The 18,444-nt window shown below is 52.2% G+C and carries 12 protein-coding genes; 10 read left to right on the top strand and 2 right to left on the bottom strand.

The features are described 5' to 3' along the window. The first annotated feature begins 211 nt into the window (after window positions 1-211). From treZ to L1278_RS17080, 6 genes are all read left to right on the top strand, one after another. On the top strand, window positions 212-2,056 hold the full coding sequence (gene treZ / locus L1278_RS17105; protein ID WP_253406242.1) for a malto-oligosyltrehalose trehalohydrolase: 1,845 nt from the start codon (window positions 212-214) through the stop codon (window positions 2,054-2,056). A 120-nt stretch (window positions 2,057-2,176) separates the two neighbouring features. Beyond that, window positions 2,177-4,600, top strand: a complete 2,424-nt coding sequence (locus tag L1278_RS17100) for a DUF3536 domain-containing protein (RefSeq protein ID WP_253406241.1) — start codon at window positions 2,177-2,179, stop codon at window positions 4,598-4,600. 133 nt (window positions 4,601-4,733) lie between these two features. Then, entirely contained in the window at window positions 4,734-7,457 is a 2,724-nt protein-coding gene (gene treY / locus L1278_RS17095) for a malto-oligosyltrehalose synthase (protein WP_253406240.1), read from the top strand. After that, on the top strand, window positions 7,454-8,962 hold the full coding sequence (gene malQ, locus L1278_RS17090; protein ID WP_253406239.1) for a 4-alpha-glucanotransferase: 1,509 nt from the start codon (window positions 7,454-7,456) through the stop codon (window positions 8,960-8,962). The genes treY and malQ overlap by 4 nt, the downstream gene beginning before the upstream one ends. 66 nt (window positions 8,963-9,028) lie before the next feature. Next, entirely contained in the window at window positions 9,029-9,280 is a 252-nt protein-coding gene (locus L1278_RS17085; protein ID WP_253406238.1) for a hypothetical protein, read from the top strand. Between the two features lie 121 nt (window positions 9,281-9,401). Then, window positions 9,402-9,974: a thioredoxin family protein gene (locus tag L1278_RS17080; protein ID WP_253406237.1), complete on the top strand. Its 573-nt coding sequence runs from the start codon at window positions 9,402-9,404 to the stop codon at window positions 9,972-9,974. On the opposite strand, the gene L1278_RS17075 is transcribed toward L1278_RS17080, so the two are convergent. Next, the gene (locus L1278_RS17075) at window positions 9,940-10,791 is read right to left on the bottom strand and encodes a murein L,D-transpeptidase catalytic domain-containing protein (protein WP_253406236.1); all 852 of its coding nucleotides are present in this window, start codon (window positions 10,789-10,791) and stop codon (window positions 9,940-9,942) included. The two genes, L1278_RS17080 and L1278_RS17075, sit on opposite strands and share 35 nt — an antisense overlap. A 176-nt stretch (window positions 10,792-10,967) precedes the next feature. Between L1278_RS17075 and L1278_RS17070 the strand changes: the two genes are divergently transcribed. Beyond that, window positions 10,968-12,320 carry a peptidoglycan DD-metalloendopeptidase family protein gene (locus tag L1278_RS17070; RefSeq protein ID WP_253406235.1) on the top strand — a complete coding sequence of 451 codons (1,353 nt, stop codon included), beginning with the start codon at window positions 10,968-10,970 and terminating at the stop codon, window positions 12,318-12,320. A 110-nt stretch (window positions 12,321-12,430) separates the two neighbouring features. Continuing rightward, a complete protein-coding gene (locus L1278_RS17065; protein WP_253406234.1) occupies window positions 12,431-13,333 on the top strand; it encodes a Ppx/GppA phosphatase family protein in 903 nt (300 codons plus the stop codon). Window positions 13,334-13,976: 643 nt separating this feature from the next. Here L1278_RS17065 and ppk1 read toward each other — a convergent pair. Beyond that, on the bottom strand, window positions 13,977-16,082 hold the full coding sequence (gene ppk1 / locus L1278_RS17060; RefSeq protein ID WP_253406233.1) for a polyphosphate kinase 1: 2,106 nt from the start codon (window positions 16,080-16,082) through the stop codon (window positions 13,977-13,979). A gap of 746 nt (window positions 16,083-16,828) precedes the next feature. On the opposite strand from ppk1, the gene L1278_RS17055 reads away from it, so the two are divergent. Both L1278_RS17055 and L1278_RS17050 read left to right on the top strand, forming a co-directional pair. Continuing rightward, window positions 16,829-17,290: a DUF302 domain-containing protein gene (locus L1278_RS17055; RefSeq protein WP_253406232.1), complete on the top strand. Its 462-nt coding sequence runs from the start codon at window positions 16,829-16,831 to the stop codon at window positions 17,288-17,290. Window positions 17,291-17,635: 345 nt separating this feature from the next. Beyond that, window positions 17,636-18,214 (top strand): CPBP family intramembrane glutamic endopeptidase, encoded by a 579-nt coding sequence (locus L1278_RS17050; RefSeq protein WP_253406231.1) that lies wholly within the window; start codon window positions 17,636-17,638, stop codon window positions 18,212-18,214. Window positions 18,215-18,444 lie beyond the last annotated feature (230 nt).

Below are 18,444 nucleotides of genomic sequence, written 5' to 3'. Positions count from 1 at the left end.
GTATGCTTTTTTTCCTGATTTTGATAAAGAATAGCTAATAGGTACTGCATGCGCGCGCAATAGGTTTCGGGGCAAAATAGGATGCTATACCTATACCCTATGTTAAGCCGGTTACGGGAGCACTTTGGAATCGTGAAAAATTCTATCGGCCAAAAAAGAACAACCTAATACCGTATATGCCAGTTAGAAATCAGGCGTAATAGGATACTTTATGAGCATAACAAGAGAAATTGGAGCACACTACAGCCATGAAAAAGGAACACTATTCACGGTGTGGGCGCCGGCGGCGGCACAGGTGGATGTGGTGCTAAAAGATAACGATAAGATCATACCGCTGCAGCGCGAAGCCTTCGGTTATTGGACCGGATTGAGCGAAGAGACAGGTCCCGGTGCGCGCTATACCTTCCAGCTCGACGAAGACATGGAACGTCCCGATCCCGCCTCACAGTTCCAGCCCGATGGAGTGCACGAACCTTCCGCCGTGGTCGACCACACTGCTTTTAAGTGGACTGACAAAAACTGGAAACCGTTGCCGCTGGAGCAGTACATCGTTTACGAGCTACACGTGGGCACTTTCTCTGAAGAAGGCACCTTCGAGGGCATCATCGACAAACTGCCTGAACTGGTCGACTTAGGTATAACGGCCATCGAACTGATGCCTGTGGCGCAATTTCCGGGCAGCCGTAACTGGGGCTATGACGGCGTATACCCTTCGGCGGTGCAAAATTCCTATGGCGGTCCAGATGAACTGAAAAAACTGGTGAACGCCTGCCATGCCACAGGTATAGCCGTGGTGCTGGACGTAGTATACAACCACCTGGGTCCGGAAGGCAATTACCTCAACGACTTCGGTCCTTACTTCACCAACAAGTACAATACGCCTTGGGGCAAGGCGCTCAACTTCGATGATGCCCATAGTGACCATGTGCGCAACTTTTTCATCCAGAACGCCCTGCTGTGGCTGCGTGATTTTCACATTGACGCCCTGCGCCTCGATGCCGTGCACGCCATCCTCGACACAGGTGCCAAGCACTTTCTGCAGGAACTGCAGGAGCACGTAGAGCACCTGGAGCAGCAGTTGGGTCGCCCTTTCATCCTGATTGCGGAAAGTGACCTGAACGATGTGCGGGTTATCAATCCGATGGAAAAAGGCGGTTACGGACTGGCGGCGCAATGGAGCGACGATTTTCACCATGCCGTGCACGCGCTGCTCACCGGCGAAGACTCCGGTTATTACAGCGACTTTGGAAAGCTGGAGCAACTGCAGAAAGCGCTGCAGCACGGCTTTGTGTACGATGGCCTCTACTCCGAGCACCGCAAACGCACCTTCGGCAGCGATGCCACCGCAAACCCCGCCCGTCAGTTTGTGGTCTGCTCCCAAAACCATGACCAGGTGGGCAACCGCATGCTCGGCGAGAGACTGACCAAACTCGTATCCGCTGACATGCTCAAAGTGGCGGCAGGCCTGGTGCTGCTCTCCCCTTTCACGCCCATGTTGTTTATGGGCGAAGAATATGGCGAGGAAAATCCGTTCCTATACTTTGTGAGCCACTCCGACAAAGACCTGGTAGAGGCCATTCGCAACGGCCGCAAAGAGGAATTTTCAGCGTTTGCCTGGCAGGGTGAAGCACCGGACCCGCAATCAGAGGACACCTTCAACCAATCGAAACTGCAGCGTTCGCACGAGCACAGCGAAAAGCACCGCCAGCTACGCGACTTCTATAAAGCGCTTATCCGGCTGCGAAAGTTCGCCCCTGCCCTGACAAGACCTGACAAGACCCGCCTTCATGTTGCAAGTGACAGCCATACCCAAATCCTGCACCAGATCCACTCCGGCGAGAGTCCGTATCTTTATGTGTTATTTAACATAAGTAGCCAACCTAAAAAAACCAAGGTAGTCAAAGAGGTGGGGGCTTCATGGAAGCTGGTGCTGGCCTCTAACGATAGCAGGTATGGTGGGACAGGTATAGCGCTGCCGCAGGAGTTGAGCGCAGGTCAGGAAATAGAACTGCCGACCGCTTCCGTTACCGTATACCAAAACAACATCATTTTATAAAGAGACTCAGCTACCTTCAGGTATAGGCCGGGCCTAAACAGCCCTCTGACGGCGAAAAGCCAGGCTGCTATACCTGAACGTCCTTTGTCTTTTGTCAAAATCTCCTTTGTCTTATAACGTATGAACAAGTACATCTGCATACACGGTCACTTTTACCAGCCTCCCCGCGAAAACCCCTGGCTCAACGAAGTAGAGCTGCAGGAGTCGTCGCAACCTTACCACGATTGGAACGAGCGCATCACGGCCGAATGCTACGCCCGCAATTCCGCCTCCCGCATCCAGAACGGCAAGGGGCAGATCGTGGACATTATGAACAACTATGCCCGCATGAGCTTCAACTTCGGTCCGACCTTGCTGGAGTGGATGGAGAAAAAGGCGCCTGACATTTACCAGTCCATACTTGATGCCGACAAAGAGAGCCAGAATCGCTTTTCAGGGCACGGAGCCGCGCTGGCGCAGGTATACAACCACATGATCATGCCGCTGGCTAACGAGCGCGACCAGCATACGCAAGTGATCTGGGGTATTTATGATTTCCGGAAGCGATTCGGTCGCGACCCGGAAGGGATGTGGCTGGGAGAGACGGCTGCCAACACTACTACACTGGAAGTACTAGCCGAACATGGCATTAAATTCACCATACTATCGCCTTACCAGGCAAAACACTACCGCAAGATAGACGAGAAAGAATGGCACGATGCGTCAGGCGCCAGGATAGATCCGCGCCGGCCTTACCGCTGTACACTGCCTTCGGGCCGCACCATCGCGCTTTTCTTTTATGATGCGCCCGTGTCGCAGGCCATTGCCTTTGAGGGTTTGCTGGAGAGCGGCGAGAAATTCGCCTATCGCCTCACCACCACCTTTGATGAGCAAAGCAAAGACCCGCAACTAATGCACATCGCCACCGACGGCGAAACTTACGGCCACCACCACCGCTTCGGCGAGATGGCCCTCTCCTACGCCCTGCACCACATTGAGCAGGAGCAGCTGGCCAAGATCACGATTTACGGGGAATACCTGGAGCTATACCCGCCCAAGTATGAAGCGGAGATCATCGAAAACACCTCCTGGAGCTGCATGCACGGTGTGGAGCGCTGGCGCAGCGACTGCGGTTGCCATACTGGTGGCCATGATGACTGGAACCAGGCCTGGCGTGCTCCGGTGCGGGAGGCCTTTGACTGGGTGCGTGACCAGTTGGAGCCGCTCTACGAGCAGGAAATGCGCAAGCTGGGCGCCGATCCCTGGCAGACGCGCAACAACTACATTCAGGTGATCATGAACCGGGATGAAAAAAAAGTACGCGAATTCATTGACACCCACACCGACCGCGACCTGAGCAAAGGCGAGCAGATCAAGTTCCTGAAACTGCTCGAAATGCAGTACCACGCCATGCTCATGTACACCAGTTGCGGCTGGTTTTTTGACGAAGTGACCGGTATCGAAACCATGCAGGACATCCTGTATGCAACCCGTGCCCTGCAGCTGGCCAAAGACCTGAGCGGCGAGGATTTCGAAGCTCCTTTTGTGGAGTTTCTGAAGCAGGCCAAGAGCAATAACAAAGAGTATGGTGACGCCTCCAAAGCTTACTATAAAATCGTGCAGCCAACCCAGCTGGACCTGATACGGGTGGGGGCACACTATGCCGTGTCGTCGCTCTTCACCGACTCGCCGGACGAGTTGCCGCTCTATAGCTACAAAGCGACGTCGGAATATTACGAGATGCAGGAAGCGGGTCGTCAGCGACTGGCTATCGGCAAGGCTTTTATCCGCTCGACCATCACCTGGGAAGAAGTGGACGTGTCCTTTGGCGTACTGCACATTGGCGACCACCAGCTGTTCGGGGGCGTGCGCAAATACGTGAGCCCCGAGGCCTTTGCCACGCTGCACCATGAGCTCAGCACCGCTTTTGAAAAAGGCAACATCACGGAGGTGATCATGCTCCTGGACAAACACTTTGAATCGCACAACTACTCGTTCTGGCACCTGTTCCGTGACGACCAGAAGAGGATCCTGGACCAGGTACTTGAGCAAACCATGCGGGCGCTGGAGCACGATTTCCAGCAGGTATACGACAACAACTATCCGCTCATGGCTGCCATCAAAAATGTGGACATGAAGCTGCCGCGCCCGCTGCAGATCACGGTGGAATACATCGTAACAGGTCGATTGCTCGAAGCCCTGAAGGCCGAACAGGTGGAGGTGGACACGGTGCTCAAACTGCTGAAAGAGGTGGAGCGCATGGGCGTGAAACTGGGTGAAGATGCCGTGAATTATGCGGCTACCGTCCATGTGGAAAAAGCCATGCACTACCTGGAGGAACATCCCGAGGATACGGCGCGCATGCTATACCTGACGGAGCTGCTCACTGTGCTGAACGGTTCCAGGCTGCAGCCGGAGTACTGGCAGTCGCAGAACATCGCTTTCAGAATGCGGCAGAGCACCTATGTAGCGAATCTCAAAAAACAGGATGAAAAAGATGAAAAGGCGGCAAACTGGTGCAGGCAGTTCAAAGAACTGTACGAGAGCCTCAACCTGAAAATATGATCTTGTTTTGACAAAGTACAATGGACCAAATGAATTTGAATCAGTGACTGACACCGTGCCTATACCTGTGAGCGCAATGATGCCGGATGTCACTCAGACAAACGCTGCTTATAAAAGCTAAAACGAAAACAACATGGTATACATACCTTCTTCCACTTACAGAGTGCAGCTCTCACCACAGTTCACGCTGCGGGATCTGAAAAACATTCTCCCCTACCTGCGGGATCTGGGCATCAGCACGATCTACGCAGCGCCCTTTTTCACGGCCCGACCCGGCAGTGAGCACGGCTACGACGTTACCGATCCGCATCAGATCAACCCGGAGGTAGGCACCATGGAAGAATTGCAGGAAATAGCCGAAGAACTGAAGGCGCAAGGAATGGGCTGGCTGCAGGATATTGTGCCGAACCACATGGCATTCCACCCGAACAATGCCTGGCTGATGGATGTGCTCGAGAAAGGCCAGAAGTCCCGCTACTATACCTTCTTCGACGTCAACTTCAGCCACCCGGATTTTGAGGGTCAGTTGATGGTACCTTTTTTGGGAGGACCTTTAGAGGAGGTCGTAAAAGCGGAGCAGCTCAAGGTGACATTCGACGAACACGGCTTCCGGCTCAACTACTTCGACAACATATATCCGATCAGCATCGACAGCTATACCTTTCTGCTGGCGCGCGTCGCGGAAAAACTGAGCTCTGATGATGGCAAAACCCAACTGGCGGAACAGGTACAAAAGCTGGAGCAACTGATGGCGCATGATAAACTGGAGCCAAATGACTGGAAGCAGACGAAAGAGGCACTCTACCAAACTGCGCAGCGGCAGCCGGATATAAAGCAAGGTTTAGCCACCGTGCTGCAAGGCATAAACGAGGATGAGTCAATCCTTCAGAAATTGCTGGGGCAACAGTATTACATTCTGAGCCACTGGCAGGAAACGGAAAAAAAGATCAACTACCGCCGCTTCTTCACGGTCAACGACCTGATCTGCACTGCCATGGAGCGGGAGGAGGTGTTTACCCATTACCATCAGTTCATCAAGGAGCTCTGCATGCGCCAACTGGTGCAAGGGCTGCGGGTGGACCACGTCGACGGCCTTTTCGACCCGGACAAGTACCTGACGCAGCTTCGCGAACTGGCGGGCGAACAGGTATACCTGGTGGTGGAGAAAATCCTGGAGGGCGAGGAAAACATGCCCGACTACTGGCCGATACAAGGCAACAGCGGCTATGATTTTCTGGCCTGGGTGAGCAACCTCTATACCGATGCCGAAGGCGAACGCAAACTCACACAGGTATACCGCCGACTCGTGCCCGGGGCTCCGCTCGACTACGAAGGACTGGTGTATGAGAAGAAGTTGTTGATACTGGAGAACTACATGCAGGGCGAGCTACAAAGCCTGCTGCGACTACTGCGCAATTGTGAGTTGCTACCGGCTTCGTCAGTAAACGAGAACTGGCACCATGCCCTGGCCACGCTGCTGGCTTCTTTCCCGGTATACCGCATTTACGGTCATACCTTTCCGCTAATGCCAGAAGCCATGGAGGTGGTGGATAAAGCTTTTGCCATTGCGTATGAAAAAGCCCCCAACCTAAAGGCCGAGCTGGAGCATTTGCGCACCTTGTTTGAGTCCGGTAATTTGGATAGTGAAGAGCAGAAGCGCAACAAGCTCTACTTTGTAATGCGCAGTCAGCAATTTACCGGGCCGCTAGCCGCCAAGGGTGTGGAAGATACTACCTTCTACAACTACAACCGCCTGCTGGCACTCAACGAGGTGGGCAACAGCCCGGACGTGTTCAACCTCGACCGCCGCGACTTCCACGAGCGTATGCAATACCGCATGCACATCTATCCGCATTCCATCAACGCCACAGCCACGCACGACACCAAACGCGGCGAAGGCTCCCGCATGCGTCTGCAGGTGCTGAGCGAGTTGCCGGAGGAGTGGGAGGAAAACGCCAAGGCCTGGATACAACTGGCACAGCGACACAGCAAGGCAGATGGCCCGACAGCAAATGACCTCTATTTTATCCTGCAAACGCTGCTGGGCGTTATGCCAATCGACGGACAGGTGGATGACACACTGGTGGAGCGGGTGCAGGAATACCTGGTGAAAGCGTTCCGGGAGGCTAAAGTCAACACCAACTGGTCGGAGCCAAATGAGGGCTATGAAGCAGCAACGAAAGACTTGGTGAAGAAACTGCTGCAGGAGGACAAGGAATTCATGGCCTCATTTCTCCCCTTCTTCCGGAAGACGGCGCACTTCGGCTGGATTTACTCGCTCTGCCAGACGCTCCTCAAAACTACCTGCCCGGGCGTGCCCGATGTGTACCAGGGCTGCGAATTCTGGGACTTCAGCCTGGTCGACCCCGACAACCGCCGCCCCGTGGATTACGAATTGCGGCAACAGTTTTTGCAGGAGATAAGGGAAAGCAAGCAACCTGAAGAGCTGCTGCAGCAAGTGCTGTTATCCCCGACCGATGCTCGTGTCAAGCTATACCTGTTGCACCAGGTGCTTCACCTGCGCAAGGCCCAAAAAGAGCTATTCGACAGAGGTGTCTATATTCCGCTGCAGTTGAAAGGCAAGCACAGCAAACAGGCCATGGCCTTTGCCCGTCGCCACGAAGAAAACTGGTGCCTTGTCGTGGTGCCGCGCTTGCTCACAACCATCATCTCCGAAAATGAACTGCCGCTGGGCGAGCAGGTATGGGGCGACACATCGATAGAGCTTCCCGCCGAAGCCCCGCAGGAATGGCAGCTGTTGTTTGGCGGTCAGCACATACAGGCGAAGCGCGCTATACCTTTGGCTGAAATATTCAAGTCTTTCCCGGTTGCACTCTTAACATCCACGAAACTATGATCATACCTAAACGCAGTAGCGGCATTCTGCTCCACATCACCTCTCTCCCATCTGCCTACGGCATCGGCGATCTGGGCTCGGAAGCCTACAAGTTTGCCGACCTGTTGGCCGAGGCGGGACAGCGCTACTGGCAGATCCTGCCCCTCAACCCAACCGAAATCGGCTCAGGAAACTCGCCCTACAGCAGTCACTCTGCCTTTGCTGGCAATCCGCTACTCATCAGTCCTGAAAGACTTGTAGAAGACGGGTTGCTTGATAAAAAAGACCTGCGGGCAGGCGGCGGTTTCGACAAGGCCAAGGTAGACTACCCAAGGGTGGCCGACTACAAAGTAAAGCTTCTTCGGCAGGCCTATGACAACTACAAAGACGGTAAGGCAACCAAGCTGCAGGGTGAGTTCATTCGTTTTCAGGAAGCACATAAATCGTGGTTGACGGATTTCACTCATTTTGTGGCTTTCAAACAGTATTATGACCGGAAACCCTGGACCGAATGGCCTGAAAAAGTAAAGACAAGGCAAACGCACGCCATGGATGCGCTGACAGCCGAGTTAGCTGGCGAAATAGAACAGGAGGCTTTTTTGCAGTTCCTCTTTTATCGACAGTGGGAAGCCCTTAAAGCCTACTGCACCTCCAAAGAGGTCACCTTCATCGGCGATATGCCATTTTATGTAAGCCACGACAGTGCTGATGTGTGGTCACACCCGCATCTCTTCAAACTGGACAGAGCCAGTATGCCGACAGCTGTATCGGGTGTGCCGCCCGATTACTTCAGCGAAACAGGCCAACTGTGGGGTACGCCGGTGTTTGAATGGAAGGAGTTGGAGAAACAGGATTTTGACTGGTGGCTGCAACGCATTGCCCATAACCTGGAGCTGTTCGGTTTACTTCGGCTCGACCATTTCAGAGCGTTTTCGGCCTATTGGGAAGTGCCGGCCGGTGAGGCAACCGCTATCAACGGCAAGTGGGTGAAGACACCCGGAACCGAGTTGCTTGCGGCTGTCAAAAAGAAATTTCCGGCCATGCCCATCATTGCTGAAGATTTAGGAGAGATCGACCAACCGGTGCGCGACCTGATGGCAGCTTTTGATCTGCCAGGTATGCGTGTGCTGCTTTTTGCCTTCGGCGAAGACCTGCCGCACAGTTTGTATGCGCCCCATCACCACGTGCAGAACGCCATTGTGTACACGGGCACCCACGACAACAGCACCGTGCGGGCCTGGTATGAGCACGACGCCAGCCGCGACGACAAGAAACGCCTGAGCGACTACAGCGCTCAGCGCCTGTCAAAGGAAAACGTGAGCGACGTGATGGCCAGACTGGCTTATATGTCGGTGGCGCAACTGGTGGTGTTGCCGATACAGGATGTGCTGGGCCTAGGCAAGGAAGCGATCATGAACAAACCCTCCACCGCCAACGGCAACTGGCAATGGCGCCTGCAGCCGAGCCAGTTTACTAAGACGGTGGCACACAGGTTGAAGCAGGAAGTGGAATTGTATGGAAGGTAGGTGAATATTCATTTTCCTATGTATATTGTTAGCGCAATATTGCGGGTACTAACCTATACACTGAAGATGAACAAGAAACTTACCCTTAGCTTCGTATTTCTATTGATATGTGCCACGCCCTTACTGGCGCAGATAGGCGATGCAACCGAAGTAACGCAAACAACCGTCATCGAAAAAGGTGTCGGGTTAGGTTCGGTGATTGCCGTGGTGGCTTCCTGGTCACGCAACCAGTCCATCCTCTGGGCCATACTGCACGGGATCTTCAGCTGGTTCTATGTGATCTACTTTGCCATCACCAGAAGCTCAAGGGATCGATAAAAAAGAAACTCAACAGGTATCGGACACCTGTTGAGTTTCTTTTTTTATTCCTGCAAAAATCTTATATTGATTCAAATTCAGGTATAGCCTGGAAAATTCTCTCACCTAAATCTACAGCGTTATGCCATTAGCTTCCACAGCATTACCACTGGGCACTGTAGCACCCAACTTCGCCCTGCTCGACACGGTTTCCGATAAGATCGTATCGCTGCAAGATGTCGCATCAAACAGAGCCACTGTAATCATGTTCCTCTGCAACCACTGTCCCTATGTGCAGCACATCCTAAGCGAACTTGTGCAGGTGGCCAATGAGTATCAGCAGAAAGGAGTGCGGTTTGTAGGTATCAGTGCAAATGATGCTACCAGTTCCCCACAGGACGGGCCGCAGCAGATGCGTGAGCTGGCTAGGGAGAAAAACTTTCCGTTTCCATACCTGTACGACCAGACCCAGCAGGTAGCCCGCACGTACCAGGCCGTTTGTACACCCGAGTTCTATGTGTTTGACAGGAACATGCGCCTGGCCTACCATGGAAAGTTTGATGATGCGCAGCCTAAAAGCAACGTGCCTGTAACAGGACACGGCCTGCGACAGGCACTGGATGCCCTGCTGGCCGGTCAGGCGGTAGTCGCTGACCAGAAGCCAGGTATAGGCTGTGGCATTAAATGGAAAACTCCGCAGGAGGCAGTTGATTAGGCTGCGTGCTGGCCATGTAGCCCGCCACGGCGTTGGCATTGTCCAGGTAATGGGACGTATACTGCTCGTCTCCTGAGTGGATGTAGAGGGCAGTTTTTCCTGTAATGGCATCAATGATGCTCTCGTGCTCGCCAAGAGGTACCGCCGGACAACCCAGACTACGGCCCAGTCTGCCGTATTTATTCATGAAATCCTCAGTGGCGTACTCGGCTCCGTGCATCACCACGGCACGCTCGCGGGCATTGGTATTGTAACCTTCGTCCAGGCCGTCGAGCCTTAGCGACTTGCCATGCTTGCCGTGGTAGATGTTATCCGTCACATAAAAGCCTACACTGCTCATAAACGACTTGTGCTCGTTGGAGAATTCCTGCGCCCTTACCTCCCCGGAGTTGCGGCCATGCGCTACGTAGGTATTATGCAACACCTCCCGGCTATTGAGGTCGAGTACCCAGAGTCTTTTCTCGTTAGATGGTTTCGTGAAATCTACCACAGTCAGGATGCCTTTGTCGGACAGACGCCCTTCGTTGTACATGCCGTAGTACCCCATCAACGCGTTGTTGAACGCATCATAGCTTAGACCCGCAGCGCTCAGGTTCATCTGGGTATACAGGTCGAAGGAAACCTGCTCAAAGCGGATGACGGAAAGCGCGGTCACGTTCGCTTTTACTTTGTCTACAGAAACGTATTTACCGGCTCCTATCGAAGCCGACGGCGATAGTATAAGCGGGGCAAAGAGAGGCAACAAGCGTTTGCCCATTTTCCTGCTGCGTTTGCGCCACCGTTCTTTGATGCTTTTCTTTCTGACGTTCGTTCTCACAATCCGATCTCATTGGTATATCTGTTTTCTACGTACCTGCTCATGCACAGTTCAGAATTGCTCCAAAGGTCCAACATTGCTCCCAAATCATTCTATATCAAGCAAAAGGAATCAATACGGGTATCATATTTGTATTGAAAGGGACACATCTCAGTAATCCGGAAACGATAACAAACATGAACAGAAAGCCAACAAGCTATTCTCCTTACCTATACCTTATCTTGATCACCCTCTTCCTCTCCAGTTGCGGAAGCCGCGAAACGCTGCGTGGCGTATTTAAAAACCAGACACCCTTCGAGGCCTATGTCTCCTCCCTGAAAACCGCCAAGCTTGACCAAACCGCTGTGGGGCAGGACTGGCTGGCAGCAGGCGAGGCGGCGCTGCAAACGCCTACAACGGTTACACTGCCATTCAAGGAAACCGGCTACTTTCCGGCTGATGAGCCACGCGCATTGGGCTACAAAGTAGAAGCCAGGCGTGGCGAAAAACTGGTGGTGAGCCTGGAGATGAAAGCCCGCCAAACCATGCAGGTGTTCATGGATTTGTTTGAGGCTAGCACTGCCCCTTTCACTATCCCGAAACGAGTCGCCTCTGCCGATACAGCCGCCACCACACTGACCTATGTGGTAGACGAAGACATGGCCCACTTGCTACGGATTCAACCAGAGCTGCTGCGGGGTGGCACGTATACCATTACGATTCAGGCACAACCTACGCTGGCTTTTCCTATACCTGGCAAATCGAGCCGTCACATTGCCAGCATCTGGGGTGACCCGCGTGACGCAGGCGCCCGCAGCCACGAAGGCATCGATATCTTTGCTCCGCGTGGTACACCTGTTGTCGCCTCCGCAAATGGTTTGGTGTCTCGGGTTGACGAGACGCCCCGCGGTGGAAAGGTCATCTGGCTTTCGGACAGGGATCGCGGGCAGAACCTGTACTATGCGCACCTCGACCAACAGTTGGTTTCAGCCGGACAGCGCGTTACCGCAGGCGATACCTTGGGGCTCGTTGGCAATACCGGCAATGCACGGGGAACCGGACCGCATCTGCACTTTGGGATATACCGTTACGGCCATGGCGCTACCAATCCCTACCCGTACGTGCATCAATCCGGAGCACCTATACCTGCCGTAAAAGTGGATGCCGCTCTCATTGGCAACTGGGTGAGGGTAGCATCTAAAATGGCCAATGTCCGGACGCAGCCTTCGGCCAAAGCCTCTCTCTATACCTCCCTCCCCAAAAACACGCCGTTGCAGGTGACGGGCGCTGCCAATAACTGGTACCGCGTCCGCCTGCCCGACCAGTCCGAAGCGTACATAATCAGTTCACTTGTGGAAGGTATAGCCAAGCCGATTGCCTTAAAAAAACTAAAACAGGAGCATCCGTTGCTGGATGCTGCGCACCCGGAAGCCGGGCAAATGGACAGTCTGCCAGCGGGAGTCGCTATACCTGTGGTAGCCATTAACGGGCAGTTTGAGCTGGTGCGACAGCCGGATGGCAGACTCGGATGGCTGCAGTCTGCTGAGTAAAATTGTTTGCCGACCATCTTATTTTAGTGGTTCGGAGAATTTCTGCGTACAGCATTTATACCTATATTTGGCTTAAGAAAGCATGTTTTACGCTCTAAAACAGATCATATTTGAAGTTAGCTGCTATTGATATCGGTTCGAATGCTGTGAGATGCCAGATCTCCAGCGTTCTGAATCAGAATGGAAACGTTATTTTTAAACGAATAGAATACATCCGCTACGCCATCCGATTTGGCGAGGATGTTTTTAGCAACGGCTATATCAGCGAGTACAAAATTCAGAAATTCATTAAGCTCCTTCACGCTTTTCAACTGCTGCTCGACGTGCACGACGTGGACCATTACATGGTTTGCGCCACTTCGGCCATGCGTACCTCCGAGAATGCCCCCGAAATTTTGGACCGCGTGCACCAGGCGATCGGCATGAACATCCAGGTGATCGACGGGGAAGCAGAGGCTGACCTGATCAACAAAGTCATCGTGAACTTCCTGGACGAGCGCAATTACCTGCACATCGACGTCGGTGGCGGCAGCACGGAGTTTAACATTTATGTGAACCGGGAAAAGATGGCTTCCCATTCTTTTGAGCAGGGTTCTATCCGCCACATGCACGGGGTAGAGTCGCACGAACTTTGGAACACCATGCGCACCTGGATCGAAGAGAATGCCAGGAAACACCACCTTACCCGCGCTATCGGCACCGGCGGTAACATAAACAAGATTTTCGATATGTCAGGCAAGGCGGTAGGCAAACCCATTTTCCGCAAGCAGATCGAAGAGATCACCCAAGGTATAGCGGCCATGACCATGGAGCAACGCATCACGGAGCTCCTCCTCAACCCCGACCGCGCTGACGTCATCCTCCCCGCCGCCGAGATCTACCTGTCCGCCATGAAGTGGGCGAAACTGGAGAGTATGCTTGTGCCTGCCGTCGGTCTCAAAGACGGAATGATTCATGCCTTGTATGAGCAGCATCATCAGGAGCGGTTTGTTATAAGTCAGATTAGTCGGTAGTTGGTTTTTTGTTTTGCCAGCGTTGCTGAAATGAAGGTATAGCTTGTGCTCATTAATAGCGCGAGCTTTTGCTCGTGTCTGCTATTGGTGGGGCCTCCAGTCCAGGTATAGGTATAGCACATTTTGCGATGTAGCTAATGTCTCCTGCAGGTATAGCAACTATACTGTTTTATAGCTTGCCCTGGCCGGGCGGGCCTCACTTTTTTCCTTGATGAAAAAAGTAAGCAAAAAAATCAAGACGCTCCAAACTCGCTGAACGCTCGAACAGTGGAGCGCCGAAAAGTGCACCTGGGAAAGCTAATTGTTTCATAGCTAGCGTGCAAGTTAGTGTTGCTATACCTGTCAACGGTGCGTGAGAGTATTTGCAAAAGCCACAGCGCTTATACCTATGAATTGGCAGCAACAGACTCCCCTCCTTAGACAAGGAGGGGTAGGGGTGGTTGGACCCGGTACTGCAAAAAACTGCTGAAACTACGAAGCTATACCTTAGAAACATCAGCTACCCAAATTCCCCTCTCGGGGGGGCAAGTATAATCATGAACGAAAATCCTGTCAATCCTCTAATCCTGCAAATCCTGATTCAGACAAAAAAAGCCCCTCCTGTTTTGAGGAAGGGCTTTTGGAAAGGTCTTTCATAAGTAAGTTACACCAACTCTACTTCCTGCGCAGTATCTTCAAAAACCTTCTTGTAAAACAGCTTGTGCACGTCAATTATCTCTTCGTTGGTGGCTGGCTTTTTGCGGGAGTAGGTGCCGTCCTCGCGCATGATGTATGAGTTCTGGTTGTCGAGCAGGTTGTAGTACAGGATGTTGATCGCCTCTTTCTTCAGCTCTTCATTCACGATCAGGAAAAGTGCTTCGACGCGGCGGTCAAAGCTACGTACCATAATGTCGGCGCTGCCACCGTATACCTTCGAGTCTCCGTTGTTGTGGAAGTAAAAGATGCGGCTGTGCTCCAGATACTCCCCTACAATCGACTTCACCGAAATATTCTCACTCAGGTCTTCACGCCCTGGCCGCAGACAGCAGATGCCGCGCACGATCAATTTGATCGGGACACCGGCCTTGGAGGCTTTGTAAAACTCATCGATCACCTCCTTGTCTTCCAGCGAGTTAATCTTGATCACGATGCCGCTTTTTAAACCTTTTTTTGCATTGCGGGCTTCATTGCGTATCAGCTCAATCAGTTGCGAGCGCATCGCTTTGGGAGAAGTAAGCAAGTACTTATATTCGTTCGGTCTGGAGTGCCCGGTGATGACATTAAAGAACTCTGACACGTCGTGCGCATACACATCGTTGGTAGTCAGCAGGCTGATGTCAGTGTAAAGGCGGGCCGTCTGCTCGTTGTAGTTGCCGCTGCCGATGTGCACGTAGCGCGTTACCTTCTCCCCTTCCTTCCGGATGATCATAAGCATTTTGGTGTGCGTCTTGTACTTGCTGATGCCGTAGATCACAAAGCAGCCTGCTTTTTCCAGACGCTCGCCTTCCCGCAGGTTTTTCTCTTCGTCAAAACGTGCCTTCACCTCGAACAGCACCGACACGTGCTTGCCATTTTCGGCCGCTTTCAGGAGAGCAGCCGTTACCCGCGACTGATCGGCCAGCCGGTAAATCGTCTGCTTTATACCTAGTACATAAGGGTCTTCGGCGGCACGCTCCAGCAACTGCACCACAGGGTCCATGTTATTGTAAGGGTGATGCAACAGTACGTCATGCGCTTTCAGGTACTCAAACATATCCACCGACTCGGCGGGTAGGCTGAGCGGAATAACCGGAGCGGGTTGCTTGAATCCTTTGTCCTTGAACTGCCGGTGGTTGATGATCTGCCACAGGCCGCGCAAATCAATCATGGTTGTGATCGTGAAGACATTGGCATTGTCGATGACCCAGCGCTCCTTCAGCACCTTCATCATAAACTGAGACGGGTTGCGCTCGATCTCCAGCCGCACCACGCGGCCCTTCTTTCGGGTTTTTAGTTTCGATTTGATCTCCTGCACAAAATCCGCTTCAATGTCGTCCGACTCCTCCAGCGTAAAATCCCCGTTGCGGGTAATGCGGAATAGGTTCGCCGATACGATGTCAACGTTGCGGAACAGCTTTTTGATCTTCCAGCGGATGATTTCCTCGATTGGTACGAAAACGATCTTGTCCTTGCGGTTAATCTCGTAGAAACGGGCCAGGTTTTGCGGAATCTGCACAAACGTAACGCGGTCCTGCGCCTTCTGCTCCTCCGTGGTTCGGGTAACCACACCAAAAGTCAGCAACTGGTTCATGAGCAGCGGAAAACCATGGTAGTTATCAAATACCATAGGCGTGAGCAGCGGGTAGATCGTATTTTTGAAGTAGCTGTCTACCTTCTTTTGCTCAATTTCGGTCAAGTCGCCTACTTTCAGTATGTCAAAGCCATTCTTCTCAAACAGTTCAGCCAGCTCATTATTGAATGTGAGGTACTGGTCGTTGACGAAGCGGTGGGCGTAGTCGAGCAGTTTTTTGCGGAAAGGCATTTCGCGCAGGCCGGAATAGTCCAGTCGCTCTTTGCCGTAGTCGATGTAGTTGTACAAGCTGCCCACCCGAATCATAAAAAATTCATCGAGGTTGGAAGCCGTGATGGCCATGAACTTGAGCCGGTCAAAAATACTGCGGCTGGTGTCGCGGGCCTGGTCGAGCACACGGTAGTTGAAGCGCAGCCAGCTGAGGTCGCGGCTAATGTATTTACTTCGTTTAATCTGGTCAGAAACCTTATTGATCAGCATGTTTTCGGATGTTAGGGAAGCCTCGTGTGTACCCGGAGAACAAAGGTTTCCGGACAGACGCAGGTATACGGGCATTGCAAAAAGAACGCCCGAGTGCTAATATAAATTTTGTAAGTGAATTTGTCATGCCTTTTGCCGAAACCTTGCACAAATGTTTTTCAAAAGCATCTTCCGACACCAAAAACACCCGGCTATACCTTGGTCGCTACCAAAACACCAAGCCCATTTTACCTGTACCTTCCGTACAAAGACATTAACTTTACGTCGCTAAACTGGGCTCAACTATGCCCTGTAACCTGCCACTTTACCTGAAAGGCAACCGTCAGTAGGTATAGCGTATTGGGTGCCGGCAAATCCAGACACGACGAGCCCGGGAGCAGACTGCTATTGCCAGGTATAACAAACGCCTACGTGATCTAGCCCATTGGTCGCATTAGAGCGCTTTGGCTGGTGCCGCCGACTGAATCGCTGACTATACCTTACGGAAATACTTGCAGGACGAAGAAGACGGGCGTAATTTTCAGTGCGTTGCTTTGCTGGTGGGGCACGAGTTGCCAATCGGCGTATCCGGTTTAATCGGCAGCTATGTGTATACGTATACTCCCCAACAAAACATGTGACCCGATATACGAGCGTTGGGGCCTGGAATACCATACTTACAGAGGTTAGCTCTATGGCATCAACCTGAGCTCATTTCCATGGATCGGATTTCCTGAACGCCCGCGACGGGCTTAAATTCAAAAAAGATGAAGCACTTTGCATTCGTAATTTTCCTTTTGTTCTGCACCTCTTGTGCAGGTATAGCGCAACCTTCCCAGTCTGACCGATTGCTTACAAAACCGAGTGCCTACAGCATGGAAGAGACGCTGGACAAGCTTCAAACGGCCATACAAGGAATGGGCATCAACCTGATCGCAGAAGTAGACCACGCCAAAGCCGCTGCCGACAAGGGCCTGGAACTCCGGCCAACGCATGTGCTTATCTTTGGCAATCCGTTGGTAGGTACCAACCTCATGCAAGCCGACCAACGCAGCGGCTTGGACCTGCCTTTGCGCCTGCTGGTTTGGGAAGACGAAAATGGCCAGGTATACCTGAGTTACCGACACCCCAACGAACTGAAACAGGATTTTAAGTTAAGGGAGCAGCAGGCCGTGCTCGATAAAATGGGGATGGTGTTTGAGAAGCTGAGTGAGGTCGTAAAGGAGTAATGCATTCCCTCTGAGTTTGTTCTAATTGATAATAGAATATATTGTCTTTCAGGTTTGTAAAGCGCATACCTTGTCACCTAAAATTTACCCTTCCTCACATATTGTAAGTACCTACAATTTCAATTATTATTGCGGCTTGAGGTCTCCTAATGGCTCTTATCACAAGCGATGCTTAAACGTAGTGCACTCTCGTTCCTCCTTGGGTTTCTACTCCTCTTTGCCATATACCATTTCCCGGAGTTTTTCTCTTCCTTTTGGATAATGGCTGTATTCAAAATCGGGTTTTTAGTGGCTGCTTTTTTCTTGGCGAAATCCCAGGGATGGCCGGGACTCGGGGGCTATGGCTTGGGGCTGAAATCTAAGTGGCTACATCAACTGGCAGCGGGGCTATTACTGGGTCTGATAGTATTTGTGCTGTCATTCTATACCTCAATTTTCCTTGGGTATGAAAGTATAGTTTCCAACACCTCCATCGCAGCTTTTGCCGGACAAGTGCCTATGCTCCTGCTCATGACCGCGATTCCTTCTATCGCGGAAGATATTTTAACGCGAGGCTACCTTTACGCCCATCTGGAGAAGTACATGAAGCCGGCTTACTGGGTGCTGCTTTCCGCTTTGGTGTACGTGCTTAATCACATCTGGCGGTTAGGTGATGGCGCGGCAGTCCTCTCCTATCTTACGTTACTAGGTCTGGTATTGGCCTATGCGGTCATCATCACCAAATCGCTCTGGCTTGCCTTCGGCATCCACTGGGGTGCTAATATCGCCTACGAATCAACCAGAACCTTATTTACCACTACATCGACTTCGGGTGATGCCAGCACCTGGATACTGGCGGGCTGCTGGGGGTTCCTGTTCTTGCTGTTGGTCTTATGGCAGTCCTACAGCAAGACTCGTGAAGTCAGGTATAGTCCTGGTGTCTGATATTTTGATAGCGGATATTGGGGCATTAAAACAGCAGCGGCTGCCTACGGAAGAAGGCAGCCGCTGCTGTATAAGCATGTCGAACGGATTGGTGCAGCAGAAGCCTGCAGCGTAGCAAAGGTTAAGGCTGCACTGGGTTGCACTAAACCTTCGGTAGAGGGTTTTTAAAAAGCAGCGGATAAGCGTTACCTTCTGATTCACACTTAACTCTTACATAAGATGAAAAAAAA

Origin of the sequence: Pontibacter sp. HSC-36F09 (genome assembly GCF_024171605.1) — a bacterium.
In the GTDB taxonomy this organism is placed as follows: Bacteria; Bacteroidota; Bacteroidia; order Cytophagales; family Hymenobacteraceae; genus Pontibacter.
The sequence above is the reverse complement of the archived record's forward strand: the minus strand, read 5'-3'. Positions and strand labels throughout refer to the sequence as shown.